This window comes from Pseudomonas sp. ES3-33, from assembly GCF_000952175.1.
Lineage (GTDB): Bacteria > Pseudomonadota > Gammaproteobacteria > Pseudomonadales > Pseudomonadaceae > Aquipseudomonas > Aquipseudomonas gregormendelii.
In genome coordinates, this window is the sequence record NZ_JZRI01000105.1 from 1 (window position 1) to 13,924 (window position 13,924).

The 13,924-nt window shown below is 60.4% G+C and carries 16 protein-coding genes and 1 pseudogene; 10 read left to right on the top strand and 7 right to left on the bottom strand.

Annotation, left to right across the window (positions count from 1 at the left end; all coding sequences use genetic code 11):
- Positions 1–9: 9 nt before the first annotated feature.
- Positions 10–1,227 carry an alanine transaminase gene (alaC, locus tag UB23_RS18360; RefSeq protein WP_045060723.1) on the bottom strand — a complete coding sequence of 406 codons (1,218 nt, stop codon included), beginning with the start codon at positions 1,225–1,227 and terminating at the stop codon, positions 10–12.
- Between the two features lie 139 nt (positions 1,228–1,366).
- On the opposite strand from alaC, the gene UB23_RS18365 reads away from it, so the two are divergent.
- The 3 genes from UB23_RS18365 to UB23_RS18375 all read left to right on the top strand — a co-directional run bounded on the left by UB23_RS18365 (position 1,367) and on the right by UB23_RS18375 (position 3,116).
- A complete protein-coding gene (locus tag UB23_RS18365; RefSeq protein ID WP_045060724.1) occupies positions 1,367–2,029 on the top strand; it encodes a LysE family translocator in 663 nt (220 codons plus the stop codon).
- 68 nt (positions 2,030–2,097) lie between these two features.
- Positions 2,098–2,586 (top strand): GyrI-like domain-containing protein, encoded by a 489-nt coding sequence (locus UB23_RS18370; RefSeq protein ID WP_045060725.1) that lies wholly within the window; start codon positions 2,098–2,100, stop codon positions 2,584–2,586.
- A gap of 41 nt (positions 2,587–2,627) precedes the next feature.
- A complete protein-coding gene (locus tag UB23_RS18375; RefSeq protein WP_045060726.1) occupies positions 2,628–3,116 on the top strand; it encodes a GNAT family N-acetyltransferase in 489 nt (162 codons plus the stop codon).
- A 213-nt stretch (positions 3,117–3,329) separates the two neighbouring features.
- On the opposite strand, the gene UB23_RS18380 is transcribed toward UB23_RS18375, so the two are convergent.
- Together UB23_RS18380 and UB23_RS18385 are read right to left on the bottom strand one after the other, a co-directional pair.
- A complete protein-coding gene (locus tag UB23_RS18380) occupies positions 3,330–3,935 on the bottom strand; it encodes a pyridoxamine 5'-phosphate oxidase family protein (RefSeq protein WP_045060727.1) in 606 nt (201 codons plus the stop codon).
- Positions 3,919–4,431: a GNAT family N-acetyltransferase gene (locus UB23_RS18385; protein ID WP_045060728.1), complete on the bottom strand. Its 513-nt coding sequence runs from the start codon at positions 4,429–4,431 to the stop codon at positions 3,919–3,921. The genes UB23_RS18380 and UB23_RS18385 overlap by 17 nt, the downstream gene beginning before the upstream one ends.
- A 141-nt stretch (positions 4,432–4,572) precedes the next feature.
- Between UB23_RS18385 and UB23_RS18390 the strand changes: the two genes are divergently transcribed.
- The 4 genes from UB23_RS18390 to UB23_RS18405 all read left to right on the top strand — a co-directional run bounded on the left by UB23_RS18390 (position 4,573) and on the right by UB23_RS18405 (position 7,175).
- Positions 4,573–4,998, top strand: coding sequence for a YybH family protein (locus UB23_RS18390; protein ID WP_045060729.1), 426 nt, complete (start codon positions 4,573–4,575; stop codon positions 4,996–4,998).
- A 79-nt stretch (positions 4,999–5,077) separates the two neighbouring features.
- The gene (locus UB23_RS18395) at positions 5,078–5,422 is read left to right on the top strand and encodes a YciI family protein (protein WP_045060730.1); all 345 of its coding nucleotides are present in this window, start codon (positions 5,078–5,080) and stop codon (positions 5,420–5,422) included.
- A 26-nt stretch (positions 5,423–5,448) separates the two neighbouring features.
- On the top strand, positions 5,449–5,940 hold the full coding sequence (locus UB23_RS18400; protein ID WP_045060731.1) for an SRPBCC family protein: 492 nt from the start codon (positions 5,449–5,451) through the stop codon (positions 5,938–5,940).
- Complete coding sequence (locus UB23_RS18405) at positions 5,940–7,175, top strand: RNA polymerase sigma factor (protein ID WP_045060732.1); 1,236 nt, start codon at positions 5,940–5,942, stop codon at positions 7,173–7,175. The genes UB23_RS18400 and UB23_RS18405 overlap by 1 nt, the downstream gene beginning before the upstream one ends.
- Before the next feature lie 84 nt (positions 7,176–7,259).
- Here UB23_RS18405 and UB23_RS18410 read toward each other — a convergent pair whose 3' ends face one another.
- Entirely contained in the window at positions 7,260–8,114 is an 855-nt protein-coding gene (locus UB23_RS18410) for a LysR family transcriptional regulator (protein WP_045060733.1), read from the bottom strand.
- Positions 8,115–8,203: 89 nt separating this feature from the next.
- Between UB23_RS18410 and UB23_RS18415 the strand changes: the two genes are divergently transcribed.
- Entirely contained in the window at positions 8,204–8,641 is a 438-nt protein-coding gene (locus UB23_RS18415) for a multidrug/biocide efflux PACE transporter (protein ID WP_045060734.1), read from the top strand.
- Between the two features lie 140 nt (positions 8,642–8,781).
- Here UB23_RS18415 and UB23_RS18420 read toward each other — a convergent pair whose 3' ends face one another.
- Both UB23_RS18420 and UB23_RS18425 read right to left on the bottom strand, forming a co-directional pair.
- The gene (locus tag UB23_RS18420; protein ID WP_045060735.1) at positions 8,782–10,398 is read right to left on the bottom strand and encodes an inorganic phosphate transporter; all 1,617 of its coding nucleotides are present in this window, start codon (positions 10,396–10,398) and stop codon (positions 8,782–8,784) included.
- Positions 10,399–10,505: 107 nt separating this feature from the next.
- Positions 10,506–11,528, bottom strand: a complete 1,023-nt coding sequence (locus tag UB23_RS18425) for a transporter (RefSeq protein ID WP_045060736.1) — start codon at positions 11,526–11,528, stop codon at positions 10,506–10,508.
- Between the two features lie 855 nt (positions 11,529–12,383).
- Between UB23_RS18425 and UB23_RS30840 the strand changes: the two are divergent.
- Positions 12,384–12,497 (top strand): annotated as a pseudogene (locus UB23_RS30840) (hypothetical protein); the annotation flags it as partial.
- A 225-nt stretch (positions 12,498–12,722) separates the two neighbouring features.
- Positions 12,723–13,427, top strand: a complete 705-nt coding sequence (locus tag UB23_RS30845; RefSeq protein ID WP_442963632.1) for a methyl-accepting chemotaxis protein — start codon at positions 12,723–12,725, stop codon at positions 13,425–13,427.
- 61 nt (positions 13,428–13,488) lie between these two features.
- Here UB23_RS30845 and UB23_RS18435 read toward each other — a convergent pair whose 3' ends face one another.
- Entirely contained in the window at positions 13,489–13,797 is a 309-nt protein-coding gene (locus tag UB23_RS18435; RefSeq protein ID WP_045060738.1) for a PepSY domain-containing protein, read from the bottom strand.
- Between the last annotated feature and the right edge of the window lie 127 nt (positions 13,798–13,924).

Below are 13,924 nucleotides of genomic sequence, written 5' to 3' on the forward strand. Positions count from 1 at the left end.
GGTCAGGCGTCAGCCGCTGGTTTTGCTGGCCAGCCCATCGGCGCGGAACATCCCGCGAATGCCGCGCACGGCCTGGCGGATCCGGTCCAGGTTTTCGATCAGGGCGAAGCGCACGTGATCATCGCCGTATTCACCGAACCCCACGCCCGGCGAGACGCAGACCTTGGCCTCGGCGAGCAACTTCTTGGCGAACTCCAGCGAACCCAGGTGCGCATACGCCTCTGGAATCTTGGCCCAGACGTACATCGCCGCTTTCGGATTTTCCACCATCCAGCCCAATTCATGCAGGCCTTTGACCAGCACGTTACGCCGCTGCCGGTATTGCTCGGCGATGTCCTTGACGCACTGCTGATCCCCCTCAAGCGCGGCGATGGCCGCTACTTGCAGCGGGGTGAAGGTCCCGTAGTCGTGGTAGCTCTTGATCCGCGCCAGGGCGTTGACCAGCTCCGGATTACCGACCATGAAACCGATGCGCCAGCCGGCCATGTTGTAGCTTTTGGACAGGGTGAAAAACTCCACCGCAATGTCCTTGGCGCCCGGCACCTGCATGATCGAGGGGGCTTTCCAGCCGTCGTAGACGATGTCGGCGTAAGCCAGGTCGTGTACCACCAGCACGTCGTACTGTTTGGCGAGGGCGATCACCCGCTCGAAGAAATCCAGTTCCACGCACTGGGCGGTGGGGTTGGATGGAAAACCCAGGATCATCATCTTCGGCTTTGGAATCGAGCCGCGAATGGCCCGCTCCAGTTCGGCGAAAAAATCCACACCCGGAATCAGCGGCACCGAGCGCACCTGGGCGCCGGCAATCACGGCACCGTAGATGTGAATCGGGTAGCTGGGGTTCGGCACCAGCACGGTGTCGCCCTGATCCAGCGTGGCCAGCATCAGGTGCGCCAGGCCTTCCTTGGAGCCGATGGTGACAATGGCTTCGGTTTCCGGGTCGATGTCGACCTGATAGCGATCCTTGTACCAATTGGAAATCGCCCGGCGCAGGCGTGGAATGCCCTTGGACGTGGAATAACCGTGGGTGTCTTCGCGTTGGGCAACGGTGACCAGTTTCTCGACAATGTGCGGCGGTGTCGGCCCGTCGGGGTTGCCCATGCTCAAGTCGATAATGTCTTCGCCACGACGCCGGGCGGCCATTTTCAGCTCGGCGGTGATGTTGAAAACATAAGGGGGGAGTCGATCTATGCGCGCAAAGCGGCGCGGCGAACCTTGTTCGGCCATTGTTGCCTCGGATAACGTAAGCGCCCGGAACCGTCCGAGCGACGTTGGCCACTGCGGTGGCCTGTGGCGGAATGTAAGGGCAGCTGTGGCAAACTGTCCAGCGGCTTTGTAAACAAAATTTTCCGAAGGAAACCGTTCGATGGAATTCACCAGTGGCTTCTTGCTGAGCCTTTCGCTGTGCCTGGACATTGGCGTGGCCAACATCGCGATGATCACCCTGGCGATGCAGCGCGGCTATTTTCAGGGGTTTGCCCTGGGCTTGGGAACCTGCGTCGGCGACCTGATCTACGCCGTGCTGGCACTGGCTGGAATGACCGTTTTGCTGCAGTACGAGACCGTGCGCTGGGTGTTGTGGATCGGCGGCTCGGCGCTGCTGATGTACTTTGCGGCGAAGATGATCTATTCGGCCATTCACCACGAAGCGGTGCTGGCACAAACGGCCGAGGTGGGGCAGAACTCCCATCGCAAGGAGTTCTTGCGCGGGATCTTCCTTGCCATGTCGTCGCCCAGTGCCATCCTCTGGTTTGCCGCAGTAGGCGGCACCCTGATCGCGCGTTCGGGTGCCGGTGGCCCGCTTGGGTCGGCGTTGTTCCTGGGGGGCTTCTTCTGCGCCGGGCTGCTGTGGAGTGGTGGCCTGTGCTTCGCGGCGAGCCATGGCGGCAAACTGTTGGGCGATAAGTTGCTGCGTTACTCCTACATGGTATCTGCAGCGATCTTCTGCTATTTCGCGGTGTATGTGATTCTATCGGGCTACAACGAGTTTGTCGGCGGCGGCGCGGTCGAGCAGTTGCACGCGCTGTAATTTGGCGAATCGGGTTTGGCTTCTATACTCCCAGCCGAACCCACTTTTTACCTTCCAGGAGTCGAGTCATGGACGAGCAAAAAACCGTGGAAATAACTGAACCTCGCTTCGAGCATGAGCACTTCATGTTGATCGCAGGGCTTGGCGGGCGATTCACCCAGGACACTACGGCCGGCATCCCCGATCTCTGGGAAAAATTCATCCCCGAGATTGGCAATATTCCGGGTCAGAAGGGCGAAGTGACCTACGGCATCTGCTGCAATCCCGATGGCAAGGGCGGCTTCGAGTACATTGCCGGCGTCGAGATCAGCAAGCTCGATGATTTGCCCGAGAAATACCGCTGGGTCGAGGTTCAGCCCCAGCAATACGCAGTATTCGAGCACAAAGGTTCGCTGGACAGATTGCCCCAGACGTTCCAGTACATCTGGAAAACCTGGTTGCCGGGTTCCGGGCGCGAGGCGGCGGATGCGCCGGAATTCGAGCGCTACAGTGCCGACTTCAACCCGACGCTGAACACCGGTTCGCTGGAAATCTGGCTGCCACTCAAGCCGCAATAATCTATGATCTGCAGCCCTTTCATCGCCGAAATCGAGTTGTCATGACCCCTGTTATCCGCCTCGTCACGCCTGCTGACCTGGACCGCTGCTACGCCATTGAAACCCTCGCCTACGAGGGCGATGAGGCCGCGACCCGGGAAAAGATTGCGACCCGCATTGCCACCTGGCCTGAGGGTTTCATCGTCGCCGAGGTGGATGGCGTGGTCGCCGGTTTCATCAATTCCGGTGCGGCGTTTGAAGTGCAGATGTCGGACGAGGCCTTCAAGGAACTGATCGGCCACGATCCGGCAGGGCCTAACGTGGTGATCATGTCGGTGGTGGTACACCCGGATTATCAGGGGCAGGGCTTGGCGAAAATGTTGCTGGGCGAGTTCATCGAAAGGATGCGCTTGCTGGGCAAGGCGAGCATTCACCTGATGTGCAAGGAGCGGCATATCCCGCTGTACGCCGGTTTCGGGTTTGCCTACATCAAGCCATCGGCGTCGGACCATGGCGGAATGGCGTGGCATGAGATGACCCTGACCCTGTAGGAGCTGCCGAAGGCTGCGATCTTTTGACCCTGATCTTCGGTCCCCCCCGTAGGAGCTGCCGAAGGCTGCGATCTTTTGATCTTGATCCTCGGTCTCCCCCCGTAGGAGCTGCCGCAGGCTGCGATCTTTTGATCTTGATCTTTAAAAACAAGATCAAAAGATCGTCCGATCGCGGCCCGAGCCTTCGGCAGCTCCTACGGGGGGATGTTTGAGTCAGTAAAGACTGTCCTTCACCCGCGCTGGCGCTTCCCGGTCATACGATTCGGCATCAAACGCCCCATCATTCAACCGCTTGTGAAACGCCCCGGCCGTCGGCAGTGCCGAGCGATCCAGGTATTTGTCCGGGTTCCACAGGTCCGAGCGCACTATTGCCTTCGAGCAATGGAAATACGCCGCGTCCACCGTCACCAGCATCACCGTGCGCGCCGGCTTGCCGTTGACCGCAAAACTCTCCAGCAACTGTGGTTCGGCGCTGATTTGCGCCGTGCCGTTCACGCGCAATGTCTCGCCGATCCCCGGGATGATGAACAGCAGCGACACCCTTGAATCCAGCACCACATTGCGCAACGTGTCGATGCGGTTATTGCCGGGGCGGTCGGGGATGGCCAGGGTCTGCGAATCGATGATGCGCACGAAACCTGGGGTATCGCCTCGCGGCGAACCATCCATGCCGTCGGGGCCTACCGAGCTGATGATCACCAGCGGCGAAGCGCGGACCATCGCCTGGTAATCCTCGTTGAGGAAGGGAATCTGCTTGCGCACGGCGCGATCGTGGGGAAGGCCGTACAGCGCCTCCAGTTCTTCAATGCTGTTGAGCATGACCAGACTCCTCGAAAACCAGGCCCATTCGCCGTTCATAGCCGATCCGGCCCCGATAGGCTTCGCCGCTGTCGACCCAGCCAAACCGGGCATACAGCGCGATCGCCGCGGTGTTGTCCGCATCCACCGACAGTTCCAGCCCCCTGATTTGCGGCCAGGCCTGGCGCGCAACCTGGGGCAGGGCCTGCAGGCACGCCTTGCCGTAACCCTTGCCTTGCGCCCGTTGATCGACCTGCAAGGCATGCAAGGTGGCGCTGTGTTCATTGGCCCAGGCAGGCAGGACCGGCGGGCGTTTGAGCAGCAGAAAGGCGACGGGAACACCTTCGACCAGCAGGGCAAATCCCTTCACTCCCGGGCCTGGTTTGGACAGCAGGGAGTGCAGCGCGCCGTGGATATCGCCGCTGAACCTGATCTGCTGCGGATGAACTTCAATGGCCTCGACCTGCTGGCGCTGGAGCGTCGTCAGGGTTTCATAAGGCACGAGTTGAGCTGTCACTGGAGAGTCCTTGTTCCATCACAAATGATTTCCGGATTCTAGCGATTTTGCGCGCAGGGTTTATTTTTATTTGGACTGTCGATTTGGCATTCCACCGGACGACTAAGGGTGTCTTCACAACAACAACCACGGAGCACGCTCATGACTGCTACCACCGAAATCCAGACCCTGATCGACACCTACCGCCAGGCGGTGATCGGCAAGGATGTGGAGAAAATCATGGCCCTGTATGCCGATGACGTCGTCTCCTACGATGCCGTCAAGGCCCTGCAATTTCGCGGCAAGGCCGCCTACCGCGCGCATTGGCTGGCGTGCATGGAGATGTGCCCGGGGCCGCACACCTTCGACTTTGATCACGTCAACATCGTCGCCGACGAGCACATTGCCTTCGCCCACTGGCTGGCCCATTGCGGCGGCACTAACGAGAAGGGCGAGACCCAGGCCTGCTGGATGCGTGTCACCGCCTGCTACCGTCGCGACGCGGGGCAATGGCGCATCGTGCATGAACACTGGTCGGCACCGTTCGACATGGCCAGCGGCGCGATGCTGTTCGATTTGCAGCCCTGATGCGTGGGCTGGTCGTCGGGAAAGGGCGCCTGGGCGCCAAACTGAGCCATAGTTGATCCGTTCGATCCGGGAGTGCGCCATGAAGTATTTATGCCTGGTCTACAGCAACGAGCGTGAACTGCATTCGCTGCCAGAGAGCCCCAAAGACGAGGAGTGCATGGCCTATGCCGAGTCGATCCAGGGCAGCGGCCGGATGATCGCGGCCGAGGCGCTGGAGTCGGTGCAGACCGCCACCACCGTGCGCATGCGCAACGGCAAGGTGTCGATCACCGACGGCCCGTTTGCCGAAACCAAGGAGCAGTTGGCCGGCTTCTATCTGATCGATGCACGGGACCTGAATGAAGCCTTGCAGGTCGCCGGGAATATCCCGGCGGCCCGGGTCGGCTGTGTCGAGGTGCGCCCCGTTCGCCAGTTGAATCCCTGAATAACAATCACAACAGGAGATCCTTCATGAGTCCGCATGCCCTTCAACAAAAACCTGCGGCTTTCGAGTTGTCCATCAGCCGCCTGATCGATGCCCCGCGGCGCAAGATTTTCCGCGCCTGGACCGAGCCGGCCTTGCTCACCCAGTGGTGGGGACCCCACGGCATGACCACGCCCGAATGCGAAATGGACCTGTGGGTGGGCGGGCAATTTCGTACCCTGATGCGCGCCCCGGACGGTGCCGAATACCCGACCCAGGGGGTGTTTCTGGAAATCGTCGCGCCCGAGCGGCTGGTGTTTACCGACGCGTTTATCCCCGGCTGGATCCCTTCGGGCAAACCTTTCATGTCGGCTCAGGTGACGCTGGAGGAACGTGATGGCAAGACGCTGTACACGGCGCGGGCGATGCATTGGTCGGAAGAAGCCCGCCAGGCGCACGAGTCCATGGGCTTTCACGATGGTTGGGGGCAGAGCCTGGATCGACTGGTCACGCTGGTGACCGAAGGCATGCCGGACTGATGCCTGGCGCCGCCGTCAGCGCTCGGGTCGAGCAGGTTTACCGGGAAGACTCGCGGCGAATCCTGGCGACACTGATTCGCCTGCTCGGGGATTTCGACCTGGCTGAAGAGGCGCTGCACGAAGCGTTCTTCGTCGCGGTCGAGCGCTGGCAACGGGACGGCGTGCCGGATAATCCACGGACCTGGCTGGTGTCTACCGGACGCTTCAAGGCTATTGATGTGTTGCGTCGGCGTGCCCGGTTCAACGCCTCTCGCCCCCTGTTGATCGCGCAGCTGGAAGAACTGGAGCAGGCGGACTGGAGTGGCGAGGAAGTGGAAGACGATCGCCTGCGGCTGATTTTCACCTGCTGTCACCCGGCACTCGCCGCCGACGCGCAGGTGCCGCTGACGCTGCGGGAAGTCTGCGACCTGACCACGGAAGAAATTGCCCGGGCGTTCCTCGTGGCACCCGCCACCATTGCCCAGCGAATCGTGCGGGCCAAGGCGAAGATCCGTGACGCGAAAATCCCCTACCAGGTGCCGACCCTGACGGAATTGCCCGAGCGCCTCGACAGCGTGTTGCGGGTGATTTACCTGGTGTTCAACGAAGGCTACTCGGCGTCTGTCGGTGATGAGTTGACCCGCGAGGATCTGACTCGCGAAGCCATTCGCCTGGGCCGTCTGTTGATGGAACTGCTGCCCGAGCCGGAAGTGATGGGGCTGCTGGCGCTGATGCTGCTGCATGAATCCCGCCGGCCGGCACGAACTTCTGCTGACGGCGAGTTGATTGTGCTGGACGAGCAGGATCGCGGGCTGTGGGATGCCGGGCTGATCGCCGAAGGCTGCGGCTTGATCGAGCGCGCCTTGGCCGGCGGACGGTTTGGTCCTTACTGCCTGCAAGCGGCGATTGCGGCGGTGCACGCCGAGGCGGCAACTGCGGCGGATACGGATTGGCCACAGATCGTGGGTTTGTACGACGTGTTGCTGCGGGCGGTGCCGTCGCCCGTGGTCGAGCTGAATCGTGCGGCGGCGCTGGCACAACGGGATGGGCCATTGGTGGGGTTGACGCAAATCGACGGGATTCTGCAGCGCGGTGAACTGCTGGATTACCACTTGGCGCATTCGGCCCGCGCCGAGTTTTGCCGGCAGTTGGGCCGGGTAGAGGAGGCTCGGGCGGCGTATTTACGGGCGCTGGAATTGACCCGGCAGGTGCCGGAACGGCGGTTTCTGCAGGAGCGCTTGCGGGGGTTGGATTAGCAAAAGATCGCAGCCTTCGGCAGCTCCTACATTTTGAAATGCGATCCCCCTGTAGGAGCTGCCGAAGGCTGAGATCTTTTGCTCTCATTCCAACATCTTGCCCAACAACCAACTCCCCGCCGGCCCCGGCGGATGCAGCCGCGACCACAGTGCATCAACAAACAGCGGTTTCGGCCAGCCGCGCACCTTCAATTCCACCAGCTCTCCCGCACCAAATCGTCCCACCAGCCAGCGCGGCAATGGCGCCCAGCCGAACCCGCCCTGGGCCATTTCCAGCAGCATCAGGTAGCTGGGCGCCGACCACACTCGGCCCTTGGCCCGGCTTTCATACGGATTGACGATGGTCGCCAGGCGCAGTTCACGATGCTGCTGCAGCAGGTCCTGATCGATAGGGCTGAGCTGCGCCAGCGGATGTTTGCGCGAGACAAACAGGGCAATTTCCGTTTGCTCCTCGACCGTCGAACTGACCAGGTCCGGTGGGTAGCTGTCTTGCTTCTCGGCAAACGCCACATGCGCCCGACCACGCTGGACCAGTGCCACCAGGTCATCGCACTCGGCAATCAGGCACTCCAGCTCCAGATCCGGGTAACGCTGCTCAAATGCCCTCAATGCCGCCTCGAACCGGTCGGACTGGTAGGTATCGGAGATCGCCACGGTGAGCTTTGCCTCAACTCCTTGTGACAGCTGGCTGGCGGTCATTTCCAGGCGACTGGTGGCCGCCAGGATCTCTTCGGCCCGTTGCAGCATCACATGCCCGGCCGGTGTCAGGCCGGGTTTGCGGCTGCTGCGATCGAACAAGGTCAGGTTGAGGTCGATTTCCAGGCTGGCCACGGCAGCGCTGATGGTCGACTGGCTGCGCCCAAGCTTGCGCGCCGCTGCGGAAAACGAGCCTTGAGTGGCTGCCTGGACAAACGCCAGCAACACTTCGTGGGAGGGCATGAGCTATCGCCTTGATCGATGGTTATTGGTTATGAAGTATCGGGGTGGTGGTGGATCATGGCAACCACAGTCACTCAAGGAGTCAGGTCATGAGCACCGACAAATCCATCACAGAACGTGTATTCCAGGCGGTAGGTTTTGAACTGCTGGCCATTGTCATCTGTACGCCGTTGCTGGCGTGGGTCATGGATAAACCGATGCTCGACATGGGCGTCGTCACGATGGCCATCGCGGCCCTGGCGCTGGCCTGGAACGTGCTGTTCAACGGCATGTTTGACCGTTTACTGACACGACTTGCGATCGTGCGTACAGCCTGGGTTCGGGTGGTGCATGCGCTGCTGTTCGAAGGCGGGCTGGTGGCGCTTGGCGTGCCGTTGATTGCCTGGTGGCTGGATATCAGCCTGTGGCAGGCTTTTGTCCTGGACATCGGCGTGCTGCTGTTCTTCCTGCCGTACACCTACGTTTATCACTGGGTGTATGACGTGATTCGCGAGCGTGTGCTGCTGCGTCGGGCTTGCCAGGCCTGACACGCCCCTTGTAGGCGCTGCCGAAGGCTCGGGCCGCGTTCGGACGATCTTTTGATCTTGTCTTTAAAATCAAAAGATCGCAGCCTTCGGCAGCTCCTACGGGTTGTGCCGCGGCATCAGATACGGGTTATGCCGCGGCCTCAAAACAATTTGGTAAACAACCAATACAAACTCCCCGACAACAAAATCGCCGCCGGTAACGTCAGCACCCACGCCATCAACAAATTGCGGATAGTCTTCATCTGCAACCCGCCACCATTGGCGACCATGGTCCCGGCAACCCCCGAGGACAGCACATGGGTGGTCGACACTGGCAGTCCAAATATATCCGCCGCGCCTATGGTCAGCATCGCCACGGTTTCTGCCGAGGCGCCTTGGGCGTAGGTCAGGTGCGTCTTGCCGATCTTCTCGCCAACGGTCACCACGATGCGCTTCCAGCCGACCATGGTCCCCAGCCCCAACGCGATGGCCACGGCGATTTTCACCCACAGCGGAATAAAGCGCGTGGCGTTGTCGATCTGTTGCTTGAACAACTGCAGCTTGCCGGAGGTGTCGGCGTCAAAATTGCCCACCTTGTTCTTGTCCATCAGGCGAATGGTTTCGCTGGTCAGGTACATGTCGTTTCGCACGTTACCCATGGCCTGCGCCGGGACTTTCGACAGCGAGCCGTAGCCCTTCACCTCGTTGCCAATGTTGCCAGTCAGGGCGGCGAGGGCGGGGATCAATTGCGGCGTCACTTCCTTGCTGCGTACGTAATCGGACAGGATCGGCCGCGGGTCTGCCGGGGCTGGCTGCGGCGAGCTGCGTACCAGGGCTTGCTGGGTCACCTCCGCCACGGCGGCAAATTGCAGGGCCTGGTCCGCCGGCATGGTGCGGTTCAACGCATAGGCCATGGGCAGCGTACCCACCAGAATCAACATGATCAGGCCCATGCCTTTCTGCCCGTCATTGGAGCCGTGGGCAAAGGACACGCCGGTGCAGGTCAGGATCAACAGGCCGCGAATCCACCAGGGCGGTGGCGTGTTGCCTTGCGGCGCTTTGTACAGCGAACGATTCTTCACGAAGGCGCGCAACGCCAGCAGCAACAGGGCGGCAAAACCGAAACCGACCAGGGGCGAAAGCAGCAGCGCATAACCGATCTTGGTCGCCTGCGCCCAGTCCACGCCGCTGGTGCCGTCGCGCCCGTGCATCAGTGCATTGGCCACACCGACACCGATGATCGAGCCGATCAGCGTGTGCGAAGAAGACGCCGGCAACCTCAGCCACCAGGTGCCGAGGTTCCACAGGATCGCGGCGATCAGCAGGGCGAAGATCATCGCGAAGCCGGCCGAAGAACCCACCTGCAGAATCAGCTCCACGGGCAGCAGGGCGATGATGCCGAACGCCACCGCGCCGCTGGATAACAGTACCCCCAGAAAGTTAAAAAAGCCGGACCAGGCCACGGCGAAATTCGGTGGCAGCGAATTGGTGTAGATCACCGTAGCCACCGCGTTGGCGGTGTCGTGGAAACCGTTGACGAACTCGAAACCCAAAGCGATCAGCAGCGCGACGCCGAGCAGCAGAAACGGGGTCCAGGTGGTGACCACGGTGCCCAGTTCCTGCATGTCATGCATCAGGCTGTAGGCGGTGAACAACAGCCCGCTGGCCAGCACGCCGAAGAAAATCACCAGGGTGAACAGGCCGGGTTTTTTATCGAACTGCGCTCTGGCGCTACCAGCGGAAGCCGGGACTTTGGCGCTGTAGGAGGGAGTAGCCATGACGGGGACAATCCTGAGGGGGAGGAATGTCGCCCATGATCGTTGCTAAATGTTACAGGGAGCCTGCTTCAGGTCAGGGTTATGGGTTTTTGCGGGCGCCGTTGATCTTAATAATCCTGCCGCTTGCGAAAAGCCCAGCGCCCGGCAATCACGGTGAAGGTGGCCACCAGCGCCACCAGAATCCAGAATCCCTGCGGATCTCCTGCCAGCGGCACCCCTCCCACGTTCATGCCAAAAAAACCGGCAATGATGTTGATCGGCAGTGCCAGCACCGTCACCACGGTCAGGGTGAACAACGTGCGGTTGCTTTGCTCGTTGAGATTGGCGGCGATTTCTTCCTGCAACAATTTGATGCGCTCACCCAGTGCCGTCAGGTCGTTAATGATCAACGCGAACTCCTCGGTGGACTTGCGCAACTCCTTCACGTCTTCCTTCTGCAACCACTGCGGCGGTCGATTTAGCAAGCGCAGCAATGAACCCGGCTCCAGTGCCAGCAAGCGCTGCAAACGCACCAGCACCCGACGGTTGGCGCCCAGTTCGGCGCGGTTGGTCGACAGTCGCGAGGACAGCAGTTCGTCTTCAATCTGATCAACGCTCAGGCTGGTGCGCCGCACGATCTGGGTCAGCACTTCACCTTGATCGCGTAGCAGATGCACGAGTAACTCCAGGGGCGAACGAAAGCGCTCACCGGCTTTGACCGACGAGCGCAGCTTGTCCACCGAGTGCAAGGGTTGCAGGCGCGCGCTGATGATCAGCCGGCTGCGGGCGCAGACCCACAGCGTCGACACATCGGAGGACACCATGCTGCTGAGGTTGAATACCACGTCGTTGACCACCGCCAGCAGCGCTGAATCCACATGCTCGATGCGCGTTGATCGCGAGCCTTCGTGAAGGGCTTCGAAAAACTCATCGGGCAATTCCAGATGGCTTTTCATCCAGCGCTCGCAGGCGGCGTGTGCCAGGTTCAGGTGCAGCCAGAGGAATTCTTCGCTGTCCTGGGGCTGCTGCAGGCACTGCAGCGCCTGGGCCGAATCGATCTCTCGGCCAGGCTCGCCGGGCCGAAAACTGAAACCGTACAGTAGACCGAACAGGTCCTGGTCGCGATGGCTGTGATCGATGCTGTGGTTCATGAGCTCTCGCTGCGGGAGGCGAATGTTGCAAAGTTTTACAGGAACACTTAAGCCGCAGCATGGCGCTGAATTATTACCATTTTATGACGTTTTGATGATGGATGATTCTCGTGCGCCATTGGTCTAAATCGCTAAAGAAAGGCTCTGGCCCGCCGATGACGGGTAGCTGGTTCTATTGCGATGAAGGTCGTGGACCTGCGTCGCCGACAGGGATGTCCGGACATCTTGCACGCCTGCCTGGCGTGTCTTATCCCTGCCATGAGATACCACTCGATGTTTTTGCAAAAATCCCTGAGAGCACAAATCCTCGCTTTGTTGAGCGGCAGCCTGCTGGCGATGTTGCTGATCGCGCTGTCCTGCTTTCACTTCTTGTCTGGCGGCGTTCAGAGCTACGCCAATCTCATCGAAGGTCCTTTGCACACTTCGCAGTTGATCGACGAAGCCAACCTGCAATTCAAGGTGCAGGTACAGGAATGGAAAAACGTCCTGCTGCGTGGCAAGCAACCGGCTGAACTGGCCAAGTACTGGAAGCAGTTCGAGGACCGCCAGCACGACGTGCAGAATATTCTCGGTGAACTGGCCGGGCAGAAGGGCATCGAACCGCAACTGAAGACGCGCATCGAACGTCTGCGCGATGAGCATCGCCAGCTGGGCGCCGCTTACCAGACGGGACGCGATGCCTATGTGGCGGCGGGTGCTGATCCGACGGTGGGGGACGCCGCGGTCAAAGGTGTCGACCGTGCCGCCAGCGAGCAGATGAGCGAACTGGTCAGCGAGCTGCGTAAGCAGGGCACTGAGCAGTCGACAGTGATCAGCGCCACTGCCGATCGCACCGTGTTGCTGGGTCTCGTGGTGATGCTGGTCTCGGGTTTGTTGATCGGCCTGTTGAGCCTGTGGCTGGTCGACCGCAACCTGGTTGAGCCGATCCGCAAGTTGATCGACTACGTGGCTCAACTCAGCCAGGGACGTTTTGCCGAACGAGTGGCCAGCACCCGTCAGGATGAGTTGGGCAAGCTCGCCGTTGCGGCCAATACCCTGCGCGACTTTCTCGCCGATACGTTTAGTCGTCTGCAGCGCAGTGCGTCGGACCTGGACAGCGCCAGCGGCGAGTTGAAGTCGATCGCGAGCCTCATGGCCGGTGGCACCAATGAACAGTTCAACCGCACTGATCAGGTGGCGACGGCGATGAACGAAATGTCCGCTACCGCCCAGGAAGTTGCGCGTCACGCAGCCGACGCAGCACGTGCTGCCGACGACGCCGACCAGTCAGCCCAGCAGGGCGAAAAAGTCATGCAGGGCACCATTCAGACCATCACCTTGATGCGTGGTGAAATTGCCAATACCGCGACGGTCATTCGCCAGCTGGAAACCGACAGCGGGCGTATCGGCAAGGTTCTGGAAGTGATTCGCGGCATCGCCGAGCAGACTAACCTGCTGGCGCTCAACGCCGCGATCGAAGCCGCACGGGCTGGCGAAGCAGGACGCGGTTTTGCCGTGGTGGCCGATGAAGTTCGCAGCCTGGCCCAGCGCACGGCGGCGTCGATTATCGAGATCAACCAGATCATACAGACGGTGCAAACCGGTGCGGTGGATGCGGCTCATGCAATCGAGAGTGGCCAGTCCCGCAGTGAGGAAAGCGTTGCGCAAGTTACCCAGGCTGGCGCCATGCTTGAACGTATCACCCTGGCGGTGGAAGCGATCCGCGACATGAATCGCCAGATTGCTACGGCTGCCGAAGAGCAGACCTCAGTGGCCGAGGACATTTCGCGGAACCTGACCGAGATCACCAGCATTGCCAGCACCAATCTGGATAACGTGCAGCGTACTGAAGCGGCCAGCCACAACCTGCACGGTTTGTCCGGGCAGTTGAATGAGGTGACGGCGCGCCTGAGTGCGTAGTTTTTTCGGAACAGCAAAAAGCCGCACGATCGTGAAATCGTGCGGCTTTTGGTTTGGTTAATCAGTCGTCTTGTTTGTTCTTCAGAACTTCGCCGGTCGCAGCGTTCAAGTCGACGTCCCACTCAACGCCTTTGGCGTCTTTGAGTTCGACTTCGTACTCGTAGCCGTTGAAGTGGTTATCCAGGTCGCTATCGGTGATGGTGGCGCCTGGGTGCAGTTTCATCACGATCTGGTTCAGTTCTTCCAGTGGCTTGATCTTTTTGTCCTTGACCAGTTGCGGGATCTGATCCATCGGAACATCGTCAGCCTGGGCCAGGCCAGCGGTGAGGGTCAGAGCAGCAGCGGTAAAGAGAGCAGTCAAAGTTTTCATTAGGTTCTTTCCTTGGATGAACTGTTTAAGTGGAACCAGATTAACTGTGGCAACTTAATTCAGGCTTAATTCCCCTGTTTTTGCAGGAGCAAGACTTGTGTGGTAGCAAGGCTTGCCCGCGACGCAG

Bases quoted from the DNA above. Each gene is read 5' to 3' on its own strand.
- UB23_RS30845 (WP_442963632.1), top strand. From the start codon at position 12,723: ATGTCCGCTACCGCCCAGGAAGTTGCGCGTCACGCAGCCGACGCAGCA.
- UB23_RS18435 (WP_045060738.1), bottom strand. From the start codon at position 13,797: ATGAAAACTTTGACTGCTCTCTTTACCGCTGCTGCTCTGACCCTCACC.
- UB23_RS18425 (WP_045060736.1), bottom strand. From the start codon at position 11,528: ATGAACCACAGCATCGATCACAGCCATCGCGACCAGGACCTGTTCGGT.
- UB23_RS18365 (WP_045060724.1), top strand. From the start codon at position 1,367: ATGGAATTCACCAGTGGCTTCTTGCTGAGCCTTTCGCTGTGCCTGGAC.
- UB23_RS18395 (WP_045060730.1), top strand. From the start codon at position 5,078: ATGAAGTATTTATGCCTGGTCTACAGCAACGAGCGTGAACTGCATTCG.
- UB23_RS18410 (WP_045060733.1), bottom strand. From the start codon at position 8,114: ATGCCCTCCCACGAAGTGTTGCTGGCGTTTGTCCAGGCAGCCACTCAA.
- alaC (WP_045060723.1), bottom strand. From the start codon at position 1,227: ATGGCCGAACAAGGTTCGCCGCGCCGCTTTGCGCGCATAGATCGACTC.
- UB23_RS18390 (WP_045060729.1), top strand. From the start codon at position 4,573: ATGACTGCTACCACCGAAATCCAGACCCTGATCGACACCTACCGCCAG.
- UB23_RS18400 (WP_045060731.1), top strand. From the start codon at position 5,449: ATGAGTCCGCATGCCCTTCAACAAAAACCTGCGGCTTTCGAGTTGTCC.
- UB23_RS18420 (WP_045060735.1), bottom strand. From the start codon at position 10,398: ATGGCTACTCCCTCCTACAGCGCCAAAGTCCCGGCTTCCGCTGGTAGC.
- UB23_RS18405 (WP_045060732.1), top strand. From the start codon at position 5,940: ATGCCTGGCGCCGCCGTCAGCGCTCGGGTCGAGCAGGTTTACCGGGAA.
- UB23_RS18370 (WP_045060725.1), top strand. From the start codon at position 2,098: ATGGACGAGCAAAAAACCGTGGAAATAACTGAACCTCGCTTCGAGCAT.
- UB23_RS18415 (WP_045060734.1), top strand. From the start codon at position 8,204: ATGAGCACCGACAAATCCATCACAGAACGTGTATTCCAGGCGGTAGGT.
- UB23_RS18380 (WP_045060727.1), bottom strand. From the start codon at position 3,935: ATGCTCAACAGCATTGAAGAACTGGAGGCGCTGTACGGCCTTCCCCAC.
- UB23_RS18375 (WP_045060726.1), top strand. From the start codon at position 2,628: ATGACCCCTGTTATCCGCCTCGTCACGCCTGCTGACCTGGACCGCTGC.